Origin of the sequence: Pannonibacter phragmitetus, assembly GCF_050510895.1 — a bacterium.
Taxonomy (GTDB): domain Bacteria; phylum Pseudomonadota; class Alphaproteobacteria; order Rhizobiales; family Stappiaceae; genus Pannonibacter; species Pannonibacter phragmitetus_B.
The window spans coordinates 1,281,736-1,297,491 of the sequence record NZ_JBNINT010000001.1; the positions used below are offsets into that span (position 1 = coordinate 1,281,736).

16 protein-coding genes and 3 pseudogenes are annotated in these 15,756 nt (G+C 62.6%); 8 read left to right on the plus strand and 11 right to left on the minus strand.

Annotated features, from left to right (window positions below):
* Positions 1 to 7 precede the first annotated feature (7 nt).
* From ACQB61_RS05970 to ACQB61_RS05980, 3 genes and pseudogenes are all read right to left on the minus strand, one after another.
* On the minus strand, positions 8 to 805 hold the full coding sequence (locus ACQB61_RS05970) for a MetQ/NlpA family ABC transporter substrate-binding protein (RefSeq protein WP_430511883.1): 798 nt from the start codon (positions 803 to 805) through the stop codon (positions 8 to 10).
* A 38-nt stretch (positions 806 to 843) separates the two neighbouring features.
* Positions 844 to 1,520 (minus strand): annotated as a pseudogene (locus ACQB61_RS05975) (methionine ABC transporter permease).
* A pseudogene (locus ACQB61_RS05980) lies at positions 1,510 to 2,615 on the minus strand (methionine ABC transporter ATP-binding protein). Before ACQB61_RS05980 ends, ACQB61_RS05975 begins: the two co-directional pseudogenes overlap by 11 nt.
* A 416-nt stretch (positions 2,616 to 3,031) precedes the next feature.
* On the opposite strand from ACQB61_RS05980, the gene ACQB61_RS05985 reads away from it, so the two are divergent.
* Both ACQB61_RS05985 and sfsA read left to right on the plus strand, forming a co-directional pair.
* The gene (locus tag ACQB61_RS05985) at positions 3,032 to 4,480 is read left to right on the plus strand and encodes a TrkH family potassium uptake protein (protein ID WP_430511884.1); all 1,449 of its coding nucleotides are present in this window, start codon (positions 3,032 to 3,034) and stop codon (positions 4,478 to 4,480) included.
* A gap of 11 nt (positions 4,481 to 4,491) precedes the next feature.
* Positions 4,492 to 5,193 carry a DNA/RNA nuclease SfsA gene (gene sfsA / locus ACQB61_RS05990; RefSeq protein WP_430511885.1) on the plus strand — a complete coding sequence of 234 codons (702 nt, stop codon included), beginning with the start codon at positions 4,492 to 4,494 and terminating at the stop codon, positions 5,191 to 5,193.
* A 24-nt stretch (positions 5,194 to 5,217) separates the two neighbouring features.
* On the opposite strand, the gene ACQB61_RS05995 is transcribed toward sfsA, so the two are convergent.
* The 6 genes and pseudogenes from ACQB61_RS05995 to ACQB61_RS06020 all read right to left on the minus strand — a co-directional run bounded on the left by ACQB61_RS05995 (position 5,218) and on the right by ACQB61_RS06020 (position 9,522).
* The gene (locus ACQB61_RS05995; protein WP_430511886.1) at positions 5,218 to 5,964 is read right to left on the minus strand and encodes a L,D-transpeptidase; all 747 of its coding nucleotides are present in this window, start codon (positions 5,962 to 5,964) and stop codon (positions 5,218 to 5,220) included.
* A gap of 91 nt (positions 5,965 to 6,055) precedes the next feature.
* Positions 6,056 to 6,478: a hypothetical protein gene (locus ACQB61_RS06000; protein WP_430511887.1), complete on the minus strand. Its 423-nt coding sequence runs from the start codon at positions 6,476 to 6,478 to the stop codon at positions 6,056 to 6,058.
* A 169-nt stretch (positions 6,479 to 6,647) separates the two neighbouring features.
* Positions 6,648 to 7,157, minus strand: a complete 510-nt coding sequence (gene gpt / locus ACQB61_RS06005) for a xanthine phosphoribosyltransferase (RefSeq protein ID WP_019966479.1) — start codon at positions 7,155 to 7,157, stop codon at positions 6,648 to 6,650.
* A gap of 16 nt (positions 7,158 to 7,173) precedes the next feature.
* Positions 7,174 to 7,922: pseudogene (locus tag ACQB61_RS06010) on the minus strand (competence/damage-inducible protein A).
* A gap of 82 nt (positions 7,923 to 8,004) precedes the next feature.
* Positions 8,005 to 9,195 (minus strand): FAD-dependent monooxygenase, encoded by a 1,191-nt coding sequence (locus ACQB61_RS06015; RefSeq protein ID WP_430511888.1) that lies wholly within the window; start codon positions 9,193 to 9,195, stop codon positions 8,005 to 8,007.
* Positions 9,196 to 9,276: 81 nt separating this feature from the next.
* Positions 9,277 to 9,522 carry a zinc-finger domain-containing protein gene (locus ACQB61_RS06020; RefSeq protein ID WP_019966482.1) on the minus strand — a complete coding sequence of 82 codons (246 nt, stop codon included), beginning with the start codon at positions 9,520 to 9,522 and terminating at the stop codon, positions 9,277 to 9,279.
* 228 nt (positions 9,523 to 9,750) lie between these two features.
* On the opposite strand from ACQB61_RS06020, the gene ACQB61_RS06025 reads away from it, so the two are divergent.
* Together ACQB61_RS06025 and ACQB61_RS06030 are read left to right on the plus strand one after the other, a co-directional pair.
* Positions 9,751 to 10,503 carry an alpha/beta fold hydrolase gene (locus ACQB61_RS06025; RefSeq protein WP_430511889.1) on the plus strand — a complete coding sequence of 251 codons (753 nt, stop codon included), beginning with the start codon at positions 9,751 to 9,753 and terminating at the stop codon, positions 10,501 to 10,503.
* Positions 10,500 to 11,387 (plus strand): alpha/beta fold hydrolase, encoded by an 888-nt coding sequence (locus ACQB61_RS06030; protein ID WP_430511890.1) that lies wholly within the window; start codon positions 10,500 to 10,502, stop codon positions 11,385 to 11,387. Before ACQB61_RS06025 ends, ACQB61_RS06030 begins: the two co-directional genes overlap by 4 nt.
* Before the next feature lie 106 nt (positions 11,388 to 11,493).
* Here the strand turns inward: ACQB61_RS06030 and ACQB61_RS06035 are convergent, their stop codons facing one another.
* On the minus strand, positions 11,494 to 12,297 hold the full coding sequence (locus ACQB61_RS06035) for an enoyl-CoA hydratase (protein ID WP_430511891.1): 804 nt from the start codon (positions 12,295 to 12,297) through the stop codon (positions 11,494 to 11,496).
* A gap of 163 nt (positions 12,298 to 12,460) precedes the next feature.
* Between ACQB61_RS06035 and cysE the strand changes: the two genes are divergently transcribed.
* Entirely contained in the window at positions 12,461 to 13,294 is an 834-nt protein-coding gene (gene cysE / locus ACQB61_RS06040; RefSeq protein ID WP_430511892.1) for a serine O-acetyltransferase, read from the plus strand.
* A 117-nt stretch (positions 13,295 to 13,411) separates the two neighbouring features.
* Positions 13,412 to 13,636 carry a DUF3126 family protein gene (locus ACQB61_RS06045; RefSeq protein ID WP_430511893.1) on the plus strand — a complete coding sequence of 75 codons (225 nt, stop codon included), beginning with the start codon at positions 13,412 to 13,414 and terminating at the stop codon, positions 13,634 to 13,636.
* A gap of 137 nt (positions 13,637 to 13,773) precedes the next feature.
* On the opposite strand, the gene ACQB61_RS06050 is transcribed toward ACQB61_RS06045, so the two are convergent.
* Positions 13,774 to 14,487: a hypothetical protein gene (locus ACQB61_RS06050; RefSeq protein ID WP_430511894.1), complete on the minus strand. Its 714-nt coding sequence runs from the start codon at positions 14,485 to 14,487 to the stop codon at positions 13,774 to 13,776.
* 222 nt (positions 14,488 to 14,709) lie between these two features.
* Between ACQB61_RS06050 and ACQB61_RS06055 the strand changes: the two genes are divergently transcribed.
* Both ACQB61_RS06055 and ACQB61_RS06060 read left to right on the plus strand, forming a co-directional pair.
* Positions 14,710 to 15,039 carry a DUF6949 family protein gene (locus ACQB61_RS06055; RefSeq protein ID WP_430511895.1) on the plus strand — a complete coding sequence of 110 codons (330 nt, stop codon included), beginning with the start codon at positions 14,710 to 14,712 and terminating at the stop codon, positions 15,037 to 15,039.
* 28 nt (positions 15,040 to 15,067) lie between these two features.
* Positions 15,068 to 15,595: a gamma carbonic anhydrase family protein gene (locus ACQB61_RS06060; RefSeq protein WP_430511896.1), complete on the plus strand. Its 528-nt coding sequence runs from the start codon at positions 15,068 to 15,070 to the stop codon at positions 15,593 to 15,595.
* Positions 15,596 to 15,756 lie beyond the last annotated feature (161 nt).

Here is a 15,756-nt window from a genome sequence, read left to right on the forward strand (position 1 = left end):
GGGCTGATTACCAGCTGGCGAGAACCGCGCCCTTGAACGTGTCATCCACGAACTTGCGCACTTCATCGGAATTGTAGGTTTCCACAAGGGTCTTCACCCAGGCGGCGTCCTTGTCCTGCGTGCGCACGGCGATGATATTCACATACGGGCCCTTCGGGCTTTCGCGCAGGATCGGATCCTTGACGGGATCAAGGCCGGCTTCCTTGGCGTAGTTGGTGTTGATGCCTGCGGCATCCACATCCGGCAGCGAGCGCGGCAGCTGGGCGGCGTCGATCTCAACGATCTTCAGGTTCTTCGGGTTCTCGACGATGTCGGCGATCGAGGCCTTGACGCCTGCGTCCTCACGCAGCTTCAGCACGCCCGCGTCGTCCAGCAGCAGCAGCACGCGGCCGCCGTTGGTCGGATCGTTCGGGATGGCAACCGTCGCGCCTTCCGGCAGGTCGGTGATGGCCTTGTACTTCTGCGAATAGACGCCGATGGGGAAGTTGACCGTGAAGGCCACATCCGTCAGCCCGTAGCCACGGTCGGCGATCTGGTTGTCGAGATAAGGCTTGTGCTGGAAGGAGTTAGCCTGCAGATCACCGGCGTTCAGCGCCTCGTTCGGCACCACATAGTCGGAGAATTCGAGGATTTCGATATCGAGGCCCTTCGGCGCGGCAAGGCGCTTCACTTCTTCCATGATCTGGGCATGGGGGCCTGGGGTGACGCCGACCTTGATCGTCTCGGCGGAGGCCGGCGCGGCAGCAAAGAGAGTGAGGGCAGCAACGGCGCCGGTCAGGGACGCGGCAATGGACTTGAAGAGCATGTGAGCACTCCGGTTCTGGGAAATGACAAGCGGAACGTTCAATGCCGGGCGCGCTTGTCGAAGCGCCGGGCAAGGCTGTCGCCAAGGCTTTGCACGCCTTGCACGAGAAGAATGAGCACCAGCACGACGGCCAGCATCACGTCGGGCATGAAGCGCTGGTAGCCGAAGCGGATGCCGAGATCACCCAGGCCGCCGCCGCCAACGGCGCCGACCATGGCCGAATAGCCGATGAGGCTGACGGCGGTGAAGGTGAGGGCATGGGTGATGGCAGGCAGAGCTTCCGGCAGCAGCACCTTGCGCACGATCTGCAGCGGCGTTGCCCCCATGGCACGGGCAGCCTCGATCAGACCCTGATCCACGCCCCGGATGGCGCCTTCGATGACGCGGGCAACGAAGGGCGTTGCACCAATCGTCAGTGGCACGATGGCTGCCGTGGTGCCGATTGAAGTTCCGGCAATCAGCCGGGTCAGCGGCACGATGGCCACCACCAGAATGATGAAGGGGTAGAGCGTGCCGCATTGACGATGAGGCCCAGCACAGAGTTGAGGGCAGGGGCGGCAAACAGTTCGCCCTTGCGGCTGGTGGCCAGAAACACGCCCAGCGGCAGGCCGATGGCCGTTGCCAGAAGGCCGGAAACGGCAACCATGTGAAGGGTTTGCAGCAGGCTGTCGAAGATCAGCTTGAGAATGTGCGGCGGCAGGAAATCAGGCAACATAGCCAAGCACCTCGCTGGTCAGGCCGTGGGAGCGGGCACCCGCCTCAACGGCGGCAAGGGTTTCAGGCGCAGCATCGACGCTGACCACAAGCTGGCCATAGGTCTGGCCTGCTATCTGGTCGATCTTGCCCTGCACGATGGAAAGGTCCAGCCCCAGCGTGCGGGAGAAGTGGCTGATGAAGGGGCTCTGGCTGCCTTCGCCCTTGAATACGAGGCGTACCAGCGCCTGCCCGCCGGGCTGAGGCGCAGTTTGCAGCCTGGCGCGCAGGTGCTCCGGCAGAATCGCGCCGGTCACGGCAGAGACGAAGCTGCGGGTGGTGGCGTGCTGCGGCTCGGTGAAGACATCAAAGGTGCGGCCATGCTCTACGATCTTGCCGCCGTCGATCACCGCCACCTCGTCGGTGATGGCGTTGATGACACTCATCTCGTGGGTGATGAGCAGGATGGTGAGGCCGAGTTCCCGGTTTACTTGACGCAGCAGATCGAGGATCTGCTCCGTTGTCTCCGGGTCCAGTGCCGATGTTGCCTCGTCGGACAGCAGCACCTTCGGGTCAGTGGCCAGAGCCCGGGCGATGCCGACGCGCTGCTTCTGCCCGCCGGAAAGCTCCCCGGATAGCGGTCTGCCTTGCCATCAAGGCCGACCAGATCCAGCAGCGGGCGCACCCGCCGTTCGATTTCGGACCGGCTGGCACCGATGATTTCCAGCGGCAGGGCGACGTTGTCGAACACAGTGCGCCGGGCCAGCAGGTTGAAATGCTGGAAGATCATGCCGATGGAGCGGCGCTCGGCGCGCAGGGCGGCTTCGCTCAGCTGCGTCAGATCGGTGCCGTCCACAATCACCGCGCCCCGGCTGGGCCGCTCCAGCCCGTTGACGAGGCGGATCAGCGTGGATTTGCCGGCGCCCGAACGCCCGATGACGCCCAGAATGCGCCCGCGCGCGACGGACAGGTCAATGTCCTTCAGTGCTTCGACGGCAGCATGGCCGCTGCGGGCCGGATAAATCTTTGCCACACCCTTGATCTGCACCAATGGCGCCGGATTGCTATCCGGCTCGGCGGACGCAAGGCTTTGCTGATCGGGCGGAGTGGATTGCATGTTCACGGGGCAAGGAACCTGTTGGGGGAAGGGCCGGAAACACGGCTCTCGGGAAAGCCGCCCCGGCAGGACAGAGGATGTAATATCCCAGAGCCGGATCGCCGGTGCGAGGGATCGGGTCATCTATATCGCCTCAATCCCGGATCGGCTTGGCCTGAAACGGAAAATACGGGGAAAAAATTTTCAGAACGATATGAAGTTGCCGTTCGCCACTCAGGAATCCTGCCGCAAGAGTGGAAGACATGTCTTACGGCTTTCCTTCAACCTATTCCCCCCGCCAAACTGCGCCCTCAACAGGGGATGGGGCGTATTCCGGGCTCGACAGGGCGGGTGTGGCGCGGCAATGTCTGGCGCATGTGCCGGCGGGGTGATGCCTGATGCGGCGGTGGTGACGTTTTCCGGCGGAAAGTCCTGACTTGATTGCTCTGCGCCCTATCCTGAGTGTTCTCGGCTTTCTCTACGCCGCTCTTGCGACGGCCATGCTGGTGCCGGCCATGGTGGATGTTGCGAGCAAGAATGCCGACTGGCAGGCCTTCGTCTTCTCTGCTTTTCTCACCAGCCTTGCGGGCACCCTGCTGGCCCTTGCCATGCGCGGCACACTGCGCCGCGGGCTGAACATGCGCCAGACCTTTGTGCTGACGGTTGTGGCCTGGGTGACGCTGCCTGCCTTCGGGTCGCTGCCGTTCCTGTGGCTCGGCATCGGCTATGCGGATGCCATGTTCGAGGCTGTCTCCGGCTTTACCACCACAGGGGCAACAGTGCTGGAGGGGCTTGATTCCCTGCCGCCGGGGCTTCTCGTCTGGCGCTCCATGCTGCAATGGATGGGCGGCGCCGGGATTGCCATCATGGCGGTGGTGCTGCTGCCGTTTCTCAGGGTTGGGGGCATGCAGCTGTTCCAGACCGAAGCGGCCGACCGCACGGAAAAGATCGTCGCACGTTCCGTGCAGCATATCCGGCTGATCGCCGGCTGCTATCTGCTGCTCACATTTGGTTGTGTGCTTGCCTATATCGTGGCCGGCATGGACACCTTCGATGCGGTGAACCATGCCATGACCACGGTGGCGACGGGCGGCTTCTCGACGCATGATGCCTCCTTTGCGGCCTTTGCGGACATGCCGGCAGTGGTCTGGATCTCGATCTTCTTCATGATTCTTGGCGCATTGCCTTTCGTACTGGTTGTCCAGGCGCTGCGCGGGCGGCCGTTGCAGCTCTGGACCGATCCGCAGGTGCGTGCCTTCCTGTTGTTCATGGCCGTGGTGACGCTGGGCCTGACCGTGCATCTGGGTGGCACGCAGGGGCTTGTTTTCCACGAAGCCTTCAGAGAAGCGGCCTTCACGGTCGTCTCCATCACCTCCACCACAGGCTTTGTGCTGACCGATTATCAGGCCTGGGGCAGTGCGGTGGCCGGTCTCGTGCTGATGCTGTTCTTTGTCGGCGGCTGTACGGGCTCGACATGCGGCAGTATCAAGATCTTCCGCTATCAGGTGTTCTTCGGCACCGTGCGCTCGCATTTGCGCAAGATGGTGCGGCCCAACCGGGTGACGCCGGAATACTTCGGCCGCACCCGGCTGACACCGGAGCTCTCCTTCTCGGTTCTGTCCTATCTCATCGTCTATATTGGCGCGGTCGGCGCGGTCACCCTGGCGCTGTCCGTGTTTGATCTGGGGGCCATGACCTCATTCTCCGCGGCGGCCAGTGCGATTGCCAATATTGGTCCGGGGCTTGGCCCGGTCGTCGGGCCCGGCGGCAGCTATGCGGCCGTACCGGACGGAGCCAAATGGGTGCTGAGCGTTGCCATGCTGCTAGGGCGTCTGGAGCTTCTCACCGTGCTGGTGCTGCTCGACCGCGATTTCTGGGCAAACTGAAAGGCTCGACGATGGATTTCGGCAAACCTCTCATCCGTGGGCGGCTGGTCAAGCGCTACAAGCGGTTTCTGGCGGATGTGGTGCTGGACAGCGGCGAGGAAGTCACTGCCCATTGCGCCAATCCCGGCTCCATGCTGGGCCTCAATGCACCGGGTTCGCTGGTGTACCTGTCCCGCTCGGACAATCCCGCCCGGAAGCTGGCCTATTCCTGGGAGATCATCGAGGCAGACGGAGCGCTGGTCGGCATCAGTACAGCCCATCCCAACAAGCTTGTGGAAGAGGCGTTGCTGGCCGGGCTCATCCCGGAGCTTTCTGGCTTTGCCCACCTGCGGCGGGAAGTCAAATACGGCAAGAACTCGCGGATTGACATTCTGCTGGAAGACGCAGGCGGCGGGCTCACCTATGTGGAGGTGAAGAACGTCCATCTGATGCGTCAGGCCGGACTTGCGGAATTTCCTGATTCAGTGACGGCACGCGGGGCCAAGCATCTGGTGGAACTGGAGGATATGGTGCGCGCGGGGCACCGGGCCGTGATGGTCTATCTGGTGCAGCGTCCCGATTGCAGCGAACTGGATTTTGCCGCCGACATTGATCCGGCCTATGCGGCGGCCCTAAGGCAGGCCATGGCAGCTGGCGTGGAAGCCCATGCCATCGGCTGCGAGGTGACGCCGGAGTTCATCCGCGCCACCCGCAAGGTTACGATCCGCGCCTGAGGACGCAGGCCCCGGCATTTTGCCTCAGCTCGGCAGGGCGAAGCCCTGTTGCGCACCACCGGCAACCGGGGCGCTCTCCGGAGCCTGAATCACCACGATCTTCGTGCCGTTGGGCACGCGGTTATACAGGTCGATCACGTCCTGGTTGATCATGCGCACGCAGCCCGAAGATACCGCAGTGCCGATCGTCCAGTATTCTGCCGTGCCGTGAATGCGGTAGAGCGTGTCGCGGCCGCCTTCAAAGATGTAGAGCGCACGGGCGCCAAGCGGATTGGCGAGACCGGGCTCCATACCGTTCCGGTACTGCTCCAACTCGGGCTGACGGGCAATCATCTCGGACGGCGGCGTCCATTTCGGCCACTCGCGCTTGTAGGCGATGCGGGCAGCGCCACCCCAGGTGAAACCGGCGCGGCCGATGCCGACGCCGTACCGCATGGCCTGTCCGCCTTCCATGGTGAGATAGAGGTAGCGGTTGGGCGTGTCGACAATGATGGTTCCAGTCGGTTCCGGGCTCTGATAGGGCACGATCTGACGGAAGAACTGCGGCTTGACGCGGCGCAGATCCGCAGCAGGAATCGGGAACTGCTCGTTCGGCATCGGTCCGTACATCTGCAGATATTCGGCCGGGATCTGGCTGTAGGAGGGAGCTGCGCCCTCGTAGCCGTCACGGGCCATGCCCGGAGAAGGGACCGGCTGGACATAGCGGCTGTTACAGCCGGCAAGAAGAGTTGCCGAGGCGGCAACAAGAAACCGGCGGCGGGATAAAAGCATCTAGAACCTCAACTCTGATCTGAAGCCGGCGGCAATATGCTGCACGGCGCGGCTCCTGGCGACAAACTCCCCGATTTAACTTGCCGGGGGCTTAATCCGTTCCATTGTCACGAAAGATTTGATTGGCGGAATTTCGGGGAGGGTCGTCCTGGCGTGCGGGAACATCGCCATAATGTTCTGGCGGGCCGAAGAGCAGGGGCCCGGCTGGTACGCTCACCCGCTGCGGCTGCTCTTGCACAGGAAAGCCGATGATGCCGGTGCACAGCATGATCTTGCAGGGAGCGCCCTGACCTGGCAGCACTGGCGCTTCTTCGTCCGGTATAGTCGTTTGGGGCGCTATACTGGCGATGACCTTGCCGGAGGCAGGCTGAAGAACCTCGAGACTGATCAATCCCGCTCTCAGAAAGGCGGAATGGGCTTGGGCAGGGCGCATCACGGCAAGTGCAAGCACCAGCATCAAAAGAGCCGGAGCAAGCGCCAGAATCGCCAGATTTCCTCTCAAGGCCGTCATCATGGTCCCCTCATTACGGGGGAATGTGGCAGCGAGGGGGCGGGTGTAGCCAAATCACTGTGACCGGCGGTGGAGGCGCAGCACAGCAGCATCACTGTGGCAAAAAGGGCGCAGATAGACTTTGGGCGCAGACATGTGCCTGCGCCCTCCGGTCTTTACTGCGTGCAGTCAATCAGCCTGCGGTCGTCTTGGCGAGCGGCGGCTGGAACTGCCAGCCCATGTCCCAGGGGAAATAGATCCAGGTGTCCTGCGAGACTTCGGTCACAAAGGTGTCGACCAGCGGGCGTCCCATCGGCTTGGCATAGACGGTTGCAAAATGCGCTTTCGGGAGCATTTCACGCACAACCCGGGCGGTCTTGCCGGTGTCGACCAGATCGTCGATCACCAGAACGCCACTGCCTTCGCCTTCATCAAGTCCGATGACGCGCGGATCAATCGGCTTGATCACCTGCAGCGAGCCCTGATTCTCATAGTCATGATAGCTGGCGACGCATACCGTCTCGATGGTGCGGATGCCGAGTTCGCGGGCAACGATGGCGGCCGGCACGAGCCCGCCACGGGTGATGCAGACAATGGCCTTCCATTCCCCCTGACCGGACAGGCGCCAGGCAAGGGCGCGTGCGTCACGGTGGAACTGGTCCCATGAGACGGGGAAGGCTTTCGGCTGGTCCGGGTTTTCCATGGAGGTCTTTTCCTGTTCAGGCGTTGCTGAGAGCCGCAGCGACGGCTGCTTCCACCGCTTCGGTTGCAAGGTTCAAGGGGCTTCATCACGGGCGCGGATCACGAGTTGCGTCGAGTAGCGGCCGTCCTGATTGCGGGGGTAGGAACCGATCACCGTCTCGGGATGGTCCTTCTGGATCTGGCGCAGGGCGTCGGCGATGCGGCTCTCGGGCAGGGCTGCATCGACACTGCGCGACAGGATCTTGCGGCCAGTGCGCAGGGTGGGCACCACTGCGTCCAGCATGGCCTGCATGATATTCGGCACGCCAGCCATCACATACACATTGCCAATGCAGAAGCCGGGTGCCTTGGAAACCGGGTTTTCGATAAGGTCAGCGCCGGCCGGAATACGAGCCATACGCTTGCGGGCATCTGTGAACTGGCCCGGAGCATAATGGGCTTCGAGAATGGCCATGGCGCGCGGATCATAGTCAATACTGACGCCGAAGGCCTTGGCAATGGAATCGGCCGTGATGTCATCGTGCGTGGGGCCGATGCCGCCGGAGGTGAAGACGTAATCATAGCGGCTGCGCAGGGCATTCACCGCTTCGACGATACGCTCTTCCTCGTCCGGGACGACGCGCACTTCGCGCAGATCGATGCCGGTCATGGTCAACACATCTGCCACATGGCCGATGTTCTTGTCCTTGGTCCGTCCGGAGAGGATTTCGTCGCCAATGACGAGAAAAGCGGCGGTCACGATGTCGTTGGGGCTGTCGCTCTGCATGGCCTGTTGCCTTTCCGGGATTACCCGGCTGCTGGCAGCATCCATGCCGGGAAAAACGCTTTATCTCAGGTTTACGGCGCGCTCAAGCATGTGCAGGCGGGCGCCAGCCATAGATCCAATCCATTCGCTCCAGCAGCGATTGCGGCGAGGACAGGCGCAGCACCGTATCGCGGGCCAGCGCGGCAGGCAGGCCAAAGTGATAGATGGTGGAGTTGGTGGCCGCGGTCTGCTGCACCTTGGCCGAGCGGGGCTGGCGCTCACGCACATAGGCCTGAAGTGCTGCAGCTGGATTGTCCGGCTGGGCCGCCAGACGCTGGGCGAGAACGATACCATCCTCGATAGCCATGGCCGCGCCCTGTGCCGCGAAGGGGAGCATGGCGTGGCAGGCGTCTCCCAGCAGGGCGATGCGGCCCTTCTGCCAGACGCCGCCCGCATCAACAGCCCGCAAGGCCCAGCGGAGCCATCCGTCCGGCAGGCGCAGCAGGTTCCGGGCCTGTTCGGGCCAACCGGCAAAGCGCTGGAGCAGGTTTTCCTTGCTAGCGGGTTCCGACCAGCCCGGCGCATCCCAATCCTCTTCCAGCAGCGCGACAAGATTGAACTCACGTCCTTGCCGCAGCGGATAGTGAACAAGATGGGCCTGCTTGCCGAACCAGATGCCGGATCCGGCGAGAAACTGCGGCGGGATCAGGCTGGCCGGTACGGTTGCTCTGTAGGCCGTGCGGCCGGAGAAGACGGGAGAAGGGCCGTTGAGGATCGTCTGGCGTATTGCGGAACGCACGCCATCGGCACCGATCAGCGCGTGAGCCTCAAGGGTCTCGGGCGCAGTGGCTCCTTGTGCCAGTGTGACCAGAAGCTTGCCGCCCTCATCGGCGACGGATGAAACGCGGGTGCCGAGACGCAGGGAAACCGCCGGTAATGCATGGACAGCGTCCAGCAGGGCGCGCTGAATGTCGGCCCTGTGCACCAGCAGATAAGGGGCGCCATACCGGTCTGCGGCAGCAGCGCCAAGCGGCACATGGGCCAGCTTGCCGCCGTGCCTTGCGCTGCGGATCGTCAATTCCTGCGGTTCAAAGGCATGGCTGCGTACCGTATCCAGCACGCCAAGGGCAGCCAGAACATGCGTGGCATTGGGGGAGAGCTGGATGCCTGCCCCCACTTCCTCAAGCCAGGCGGCCTTTTCGGCCAGGATGACGGGAAAACCTTTTTGCGCCAGAGCAACAGCAGCGGTCAGCCCCCCGATGCCCGCTCCGGCTATGATGACGGGATGCGTCATGGCCGCTCCTGACCCGAAAGGGAATGCCGGATCTGCGGCGCCCGGCGGGCGCCGCAGAAAGATACGTCAGCTGGCCGGGAATCAGGCAGCCGCCGGAACCCAGACGCAATCCGCAGGGTTTGCTTCAGCCGGTTTCAGGGCCGGGTTGAACTTGTAGAGCGTCGAGCAATAGGGGCAGACGATCTGGTCTTCATCGCCCATGTCGAGGAACACATGCGGGTGATCGAACGGAGGATTTGCGCCGATGCACATGAATTCATGGGCACCAACTTCCACGCTTTCGTGGCCGCTGCTGTTCTGGAAATGCGGGACTACGTGATCCGCCATGGCACCTGTCCAAGATTGCTGTCCGGGTCAAAAGATGCGCGAACATACCGCCACCGCGCCGGAAAGTGTAGGGGGCTTGGCGGATTTCCAGTGAGCAGCGCAAGTGCGCAAGTTCCCGGTCCCTTCATAAGGCATATCAGCCATTCCGGGGGACTTCCAAGCTGCGGATCTTGCGCCTAAGGTATCGGGCAAAATGTCTCTGCCTTTAACGTAAACGTCAGGTCCTGCATGCCCGTTTTCAAATCCGATATCGCCGACATTGCCTACATTGATGAAGGGCAGGGTGAGCCGATCCTGCTGATCCACGGCTTTGCCTCAAACAAGGCCGTCAACTGGGTCAATCCTGGCTGGGTAGATCTTCTGGTCAAGGATGGCCGCCGTGTGATCGCTCTCGACAACAGGGGGCACGGCGAAAGCGGCAAGTTCTATGATCCGGCGGATTACAGTGCCCCGATTATGGCCGAGGATGCCCGGCGGCTGCTGGATCATCTCGGTCTCTCCAGCGTTGATGTAATGGGCTATTCCATGGGCGCCCGCATCACTGCCTTTCTCGCGCTCAATCATCCAGACAGGGTGCGCCGGGCGATCTTCGGCGGGATGGGTTACGGCATGATCACGGGCATCGGTGATGGCGAGCCGATTGCACGGGCGCTGGAAGCCGAAAGCCTGCAGGAGATTCCCGATCGTACGGGCCGGGCGTTCCGCGCCTTTGCCGAACAGACCGGCGCCGACAAGCGGGCGCTGGCGGCCTGCATCCGCTCCTCGCGGCAGAAGATCTCCGAAGAGGATGTCGCCCGCATCACCCGCCCCGTTCTGGTGGCCGTCGGCACCAAGGATGACATTGCCGGATCGCCGCAGGCGCTGGCGGATCTCATTCCGGGCGCAAGGGTGCTGGAGATCCCCAACCGCGACCACATGATCGCCGTGGGCGACAAGGTCTACAAGCAGGGTGTTCTCGATTTTCTGGCGCAGACAGCATGAGCGCCCCTGCCGCCACCAGCTTTACCGGTGCTGAAGGAAACCGGCTTGCAGCTGACCGTTTCGGCAACGGATCCGGCCAGCCTGTGCTCTTGCTGCATGGGGGTGGGCAGACGCGTCACGCCTGGGCAGGGGCGGGCAGCCGCCTCGCCAAGGCTGGCTTTACGGCCTACGCCATGGACCAGCGTGGCCATGGTGACAGCGAGTGGGTGGCCTCCGGCGCCTATGATTTCGCTGACTTCGGGCGGGACCTGTCCGTTGTGGCGGCGCAGCTGGCGGACAGCCATGGCCGCCGTCCTGTGCTGGTTGGTGCATCGCTCGGCGGGCTTGCCGGGCTGCTGTCCGAGGGCGCTCTGACGCCAGGCCGGCTGGAGGCCATGGTTCTGGTCGACATTACACCGCGCGTTGATGCAGGCGGTGTTTCCCGCATTCTCGACTTCATGGCTGAGAAGGTTGACGAGGGATTTGCCACTGTGGAGGACGCGGCGGACGCAATCGCCGCCTATCTGCCGCACCGCCCGCGTCCGCGTTCGCTGGACGGGCTGGCCAAGAACCTGCGCCTGCATGCCGATGGCCGCTACCGCTGGCACTGGGACCCGGCCTTTATCGCCGCACGCCATGCAGGGGAGGATGAGTTGCGGGCAAAGGTGGAGGCTGAGCTCGTTGCCGCTGCCGCCCGGCTGACGCTGCCAGTGCTGCTTGTGCGCGGCGGTCAGTCAGAACTGGTCAGCAAGGAGCACCTCGACGAGTTTCGTCAGCTCGTGCCCCATGCCCGGCTGGCCGATGTTGCGGGAGCCGGCCATATGGTCGCAGGAGACCGCAATGACGTCTTTACCGGTGCGCTGCTGGAATTTCTGCAGGACCTGACGGAGAGTGCAAAAGCTTGAGTCGGATCAGGTGTTTGAGTCGCTTGGCTCAAGTTCTGATTCTGATTCAATGCGGGCAAAAAGCAGAGTCACTTCAAGTCTCTGGCGCGGGCGGTTGATATGTTCCTTATGCACCCCTGAAGACTGGATTCCGCTTTTCGAGGAAGGCGGTTCTTCCTTCTACGAAATCGGCGCTGTCAAAACAGGCAATGGCCGCCGCTTCCGCCTTTTCATGATCGGGCGTGGAATGTCCGGCAGGAATGGTCAGCGCGGTCTTGGTGGCCGCATGGGTCAGCGGTGCGTTTTGCGCAATCGTGGCTGCCAGTCTCCGTGCCTCGGCCTCCAGTGTACTGTCCTCCAGAAGCTGGTTGAGAAAGCCCCAGTGCATGGCTTCATCGGCTTCGATGCGCCGGGCTGTGAAGATCAGTTCTCTTGTCCGAGCCGGGCCAATGAGCGCAGCCACATCCATCAGCGCTGCGGGAGGATAGGCGATGCCGAGCCGGGCAGCCGGGATGCCGAAGCTGCTGCCATGGCTGGCAAGGCGCAGGTCGCAACTGGCGGCAAGGCCAAAGCCGCCGCCGAGGCAATGACCCCGGATCATCGCAATCACCGGCTTGCGGCAAGCTTTCAGCGCCTCGAAGGCGGCGAGGTTGACATCCTCGTAGGCTCGGGCGGCCTGGGCGTCTTTGCGGGTTTCCTCGAACTCGGAAATGTCCGCCCCGGCGCAGAAGGTTTCGCTGCCCGCACCGCGCAGGACGATAGCGCGCACGCCGCGCTCTGCTTCAAGCGCCGACACGGCAGCAGGCAGGGCACGCCACATTTCCAGCGTCATGGCGTTGCGGCGCTTTTCATTGGCGATCACCAGCCAGCCGGTGTTCCCCTCAATCTGGATCTTAAGTTCCGGCAGGGGAGTGTGCGATTGTTCTGTCACGTGATATCTTTCCTGTCTGGCGCCGTGAAGGAAGGGCGTCCGGTGATGAGTTCTTTTCCTTTTGGCCGGGCTTTGTTATGGCTCGCTCTGGCCTATATGAGGACGGCATGACAGGTCCGGCGCGGCAGCGGTTGCGCGCAAGGCCTGCGACAGGAGATGCGCCATGGTGAACACCACTCTCAAGACGGCCAAGCCAACCGTGAGCTTGCATGATCCCGTATGGCATCAGCTTCGGGAAGAGGCCGAAAAGATGGTCATCGGCGAGCCGGCCCTGTCGTCCTTCGTCTATGAGACAATTCTCAATCACGGGCGTCTTGAGGATGCAGTGATTCACCGGCTTGGTGACAGGCTGGGCCGGGACGTGGTGTCCGCCTCCCTGATCCGCCAGACCTACTCCGAGGCCCTCAGCGATGAGCCGGAACTGGCCGAAATTTTCCGCGTCGACATGATGGCCGTGTTCGACCGCGATCCGGCCTGCGAACGGCTGCTGGAACCGCTGCTCTATTTCAAGGGCTTCCATGCCTTGCAGACCCATCGCCTTGCCAACTGGCTGTGGCGGCGCGGGCGCACTGATTTTGCGCTCTATCTGCAGAGCCGGTCCTCCGAGATTTTCCAGGTTGATATCCATCCGGCAGTTCCGGTCGGCCGGGGTATCTTCATGGATCACGCCACGGGGCTTGTTGTCGGCTCCACCGCCGTGATTGAGGATGATGTCTCGATCCTGCAGGGCGTGACGCTGGGCGGCACGGGCAAGGAGCAGGGCGACCGGCATCCGAAGATCCGCAAGGGTGTGCTCATCGGTGCTGGTGCCAAGATCCTCGGCAATCTTGAGATTGGCCGCTGCTCGCGTATTGCCGCTGGCTCGGTTGTCCTTCAGGACGTGCCTTGCAACACCACCGTCGCGGGGGTTCCGGCACGGGTCGTCGGGCAGGCGGGATGCGCAGAACCCGCCCGGTCGATGGACCAGCTGCTGGCGGATAAACAGCCCAACGCATAATACCCCTGTGGGAAAGCCCAGGATTCCGGGGAAAGACGGTGCCAGCGGTTGGCTCACGGCTCTGTTCGTGTAGGTTCCGCACCCGTGAGTTACGGGGACCCGAAAGGAGCGAAAGACGTGAAAGCCGACGAAATCAAGAAGCTGGAAGCCTATCTGCAGCGCAAGTTCAACCTGGCGTCCATCAAGGTGAAGGCCCGTCCGAAGAAGGACGATTCCGCTGAGGTTTACATCGGCGACGAGTTCATCGGCGTTGTCTTCCGTGATGACGAGGACGAGGACCTGAGCTGGAGCTTCCAGATGGCCATCCTTGAGATGGACCTCGAGGAAGACGACGAGGATTGATCCGGCAGACCGCTGCTGGAGCCGCAGGCAAGCGGCGGTTGCTGAAGCTGATCTGAAAGGGACGTGCCCTGCGCAAGGCTGCAAGGCGCGTCCCTTCTGTTTTCAGCCTGAGCCCTACCTTTGGGGCAGCCCGGGAATCAGTGCGGAAGAAAAGTCTCGAACAGTGCGCCCATCTGCCGGTCCAGCCGGCCCCAGCTGCTGAGCAGCTTCATGTCGAAGCGGTAGCTGGCCACGAGATCCGGAGCGAGACGCATGTCGCGCAGGCAGGTTGCAGGAGCATCTTTCGGCATTCTGCAGCGGGCGGCAAAACCGGTTTCAAGCCCCGTGCCGTCATCCTCATAGAACAGCACATCTTCACTGGCGCCCGCCTTTCCGGACATGTCGAGCATGTAGAGGCCCGCCTGTCCGGTCTGCGGCTTTCCCGCGGCAAGGCGGCGCAGAGTGGTGTCCATCCGCTCCATGACGGTCTCGACCTTCCGGGAGGCCATCAGTTCCACACTGATTGGCATTTCTGTGGCAGGCCGGTTGCTCTTGTTGCCGCCGCTGCCTGCATAGCCAGTCATGGACGGCCAGTTGACTTCCAGGGTCAGCCGCTCGTGGAACGATCCTTCCTTGCGCTGCTCCGGTTTGGGCAGCATGTTCATGGGAACTGTCACCCTGCGGTCGCCAAGCCAGAGCGTGACAAGGCGTGCCTCGGCCGTACGCAGCTCCGCCTGCCTGGAGGCGTGTTCAATCCAGCCGCCAAACATCTTCGCGAAATAGGCAAGGGTCAGCAGCACCAGCAGCGTCAGAAACAGGGCGGAATGGAACGGCCGGTAACCTGTTGCCTTGGGAAGGGTGACCGGCATCATGGCCACCACCAGCAGGGTCTATGCCCAAAGCAGCCGTCAGCCTTTCCGTGCCAAAGCAGGACAGATGTTCCAGAACGGTATAGGCAGACCCTCGATGGTTGCTGCATTCGCTTGGTTTCTGTTCCGTTCGTGACCGCCGGAAACCGGCATGCGGTTTGCATTTCCCTTCCTGTCTCCGTGAGAACAGACTCACGTCCCGATGGTTAACAAGAGGTTAATGCCGTGCTTCTTGAACTGCTGCTCGCCGTTTACATGGGCTGCGCCGGCTTCGTTGCAGCGGGCCTGGTTGGAAGCGCTTATCAACTTGTTACCGACTCGCCACCCAGTTTCCAGATCCCGGCACAAAGTGTTGCAGGAATTCTGGGGGTTGTTCTGGTTTGCGTCTTTGCCGGGCCTTTCATCATCATGCGCAATGCGATCCGTGGACGGCGGCTGGAAGGGCGTCCGGTGGGCTGGCTGGTGGCGTCTTCCACCATTGCAGGCATGTGGAGCCTGTGCTCTGGTGTCCTCGTAATGCATTTTGCGCTGGGGCTTGCCAACTCGTGGTGGTGATCCCGGCGTGACAGACCGGGAGGAAAACATGACGCTCTACCGCCTTGAAGACCGTACGCCTGAACTTGCTGCTGACGGAGCCTGCTGGGTGGCGCCAACGGCGGTCCTGATCGGGTCGGTGCGGCTGGAGGAGGGGGCAAGCGTCTGGTTCGGTGCAGTGCTGCGCGGTGATAATGAACTGATCCTCGTGGGCAAGAACAGCAATGTTCAGGACGGCTGTGTGCTGCACACGGACATGGGCTATCCCCTGACCATCGGCGAGGGCTGCACCATCGGCCACAAGGCCATTCTGCATGGCTGCACCATCGGCAGCAATTCTCTCATCGGCATGGGCGCAACGGTGCTGAACGGCGCGAAGATCGGCCGCAATTGCATCGTGGGAGCCAATGCGCTGATTCCCGAAGGCAAGGAAATTCCGGACAATTCGCTGGTGGTGGGCATGCCGGGCCGGGTGGCGCGGACTTTGGATGCGGCTGCCGAAGACGGTCTGCGCAAATCAGCAGCGGGCTACGTGCGCAACTGGCAGAGGTTCAAGGCCGGACTGGCGCCTCTCTGAAATCTGCCCGGTCCGGTGATTGCTGCTGCTTGCTGCGTTCCCCTTAAAAGGCGGGAGCCGGTCTCGCGGGGGCGGACCGGCTCCCTGAACCCGGCCGTGGTTGGGATGGGGAGGGTGGGGACGCGGCCGGGGGTTCTGTCGGGCTCCGGGTTATCCCGGAA

Bases quoted from the DNA above. Each gene is read 5' to 3' on its own strand.
- ACQB61_RS05970 (WP_430511883.1), bottom strand. From the start codon at position 805: ATGCTCTTCAAGTCCATTGCCGCGTCCCTGACCGGCGCCGTTGCTGCC.
- sfsA (WP_430511885.1), top strand. From the start codon at position 4,492: ATGGATTTCGGCAAACCTCTCATCCGTGGGCGGCTGGTCAAGCGCTAC.
- ACQB61_RS05995 (WP_430511886.1), bottom strand. From the start codon at position 5,964: ATGCTTTTATCCCGCCGCCGGTTTCTTGTTGCCGCCTCGGCAACTCTT.
- ACQB61_RS06000 (WP_430511887.1), bottom strand. From the start codon at position 6,478: ATGATGACGGCCTTGAGAGGAAATCTGGCGATTCTGGCGCTTGCTCCG.
- gpt (WP_019966479.1), bottom strand. From the start codon at position 7,157: ATGGAAAACCCGGACCAGCCGAAAGCCTTCCCCGTCTCATGGGACCAG.
- ACQB61_RS06015 (WP_430511888.1), bottom strand. From the start codon at position 9,195: ATGACGCATCCCGTCATCATAGCCGGAGCGGGCATCGGGGGGCTGACC.
- ACQB61_RS06020 (WP_019966482.1), bottom strand. From the start codon at position 9,522: ATGGCGGATCACGTAGTCCCGCATTTCCAGAACAGCAGCGGCCACGAA.
- ACQB61_RS06025 (WP_430511889.1), top strand. From the start codon at position 9,751: ATGCCCGTTTTCAAATCCGATATCGCCGACATTGCCTACATTGATGAA.
- ACQB61_RS06030 (WP_430511890.1), top strand. From the start codon at position 10,500: ATGAGCGCCCCTGCCGCCACCAGCTTTACCGGTGCTGAAGGAAACCGG.
- cysE (WP_430511892.1), top strand. From the start codon at position 12,461: ATGGTGAACACCACTCTCAAGACGGCCAAGCCAACCGTGAGCTTGCAT.
- ACQB61_RS06050 (WP_430511894.1), bottom strand. From the start codon at position 14,487: ATGATGCCGGTCACCCTTCCCAAGGCAACAGGTTACCGGCCGTTCCAT.
- ACQB61_RS06060 (WP_430511896.1), top strand. From the start codon at position 15,068: ATGACGCTCTACCGCCTTGAAGACCGTACGCCTGAACTTGCTGCTGAC.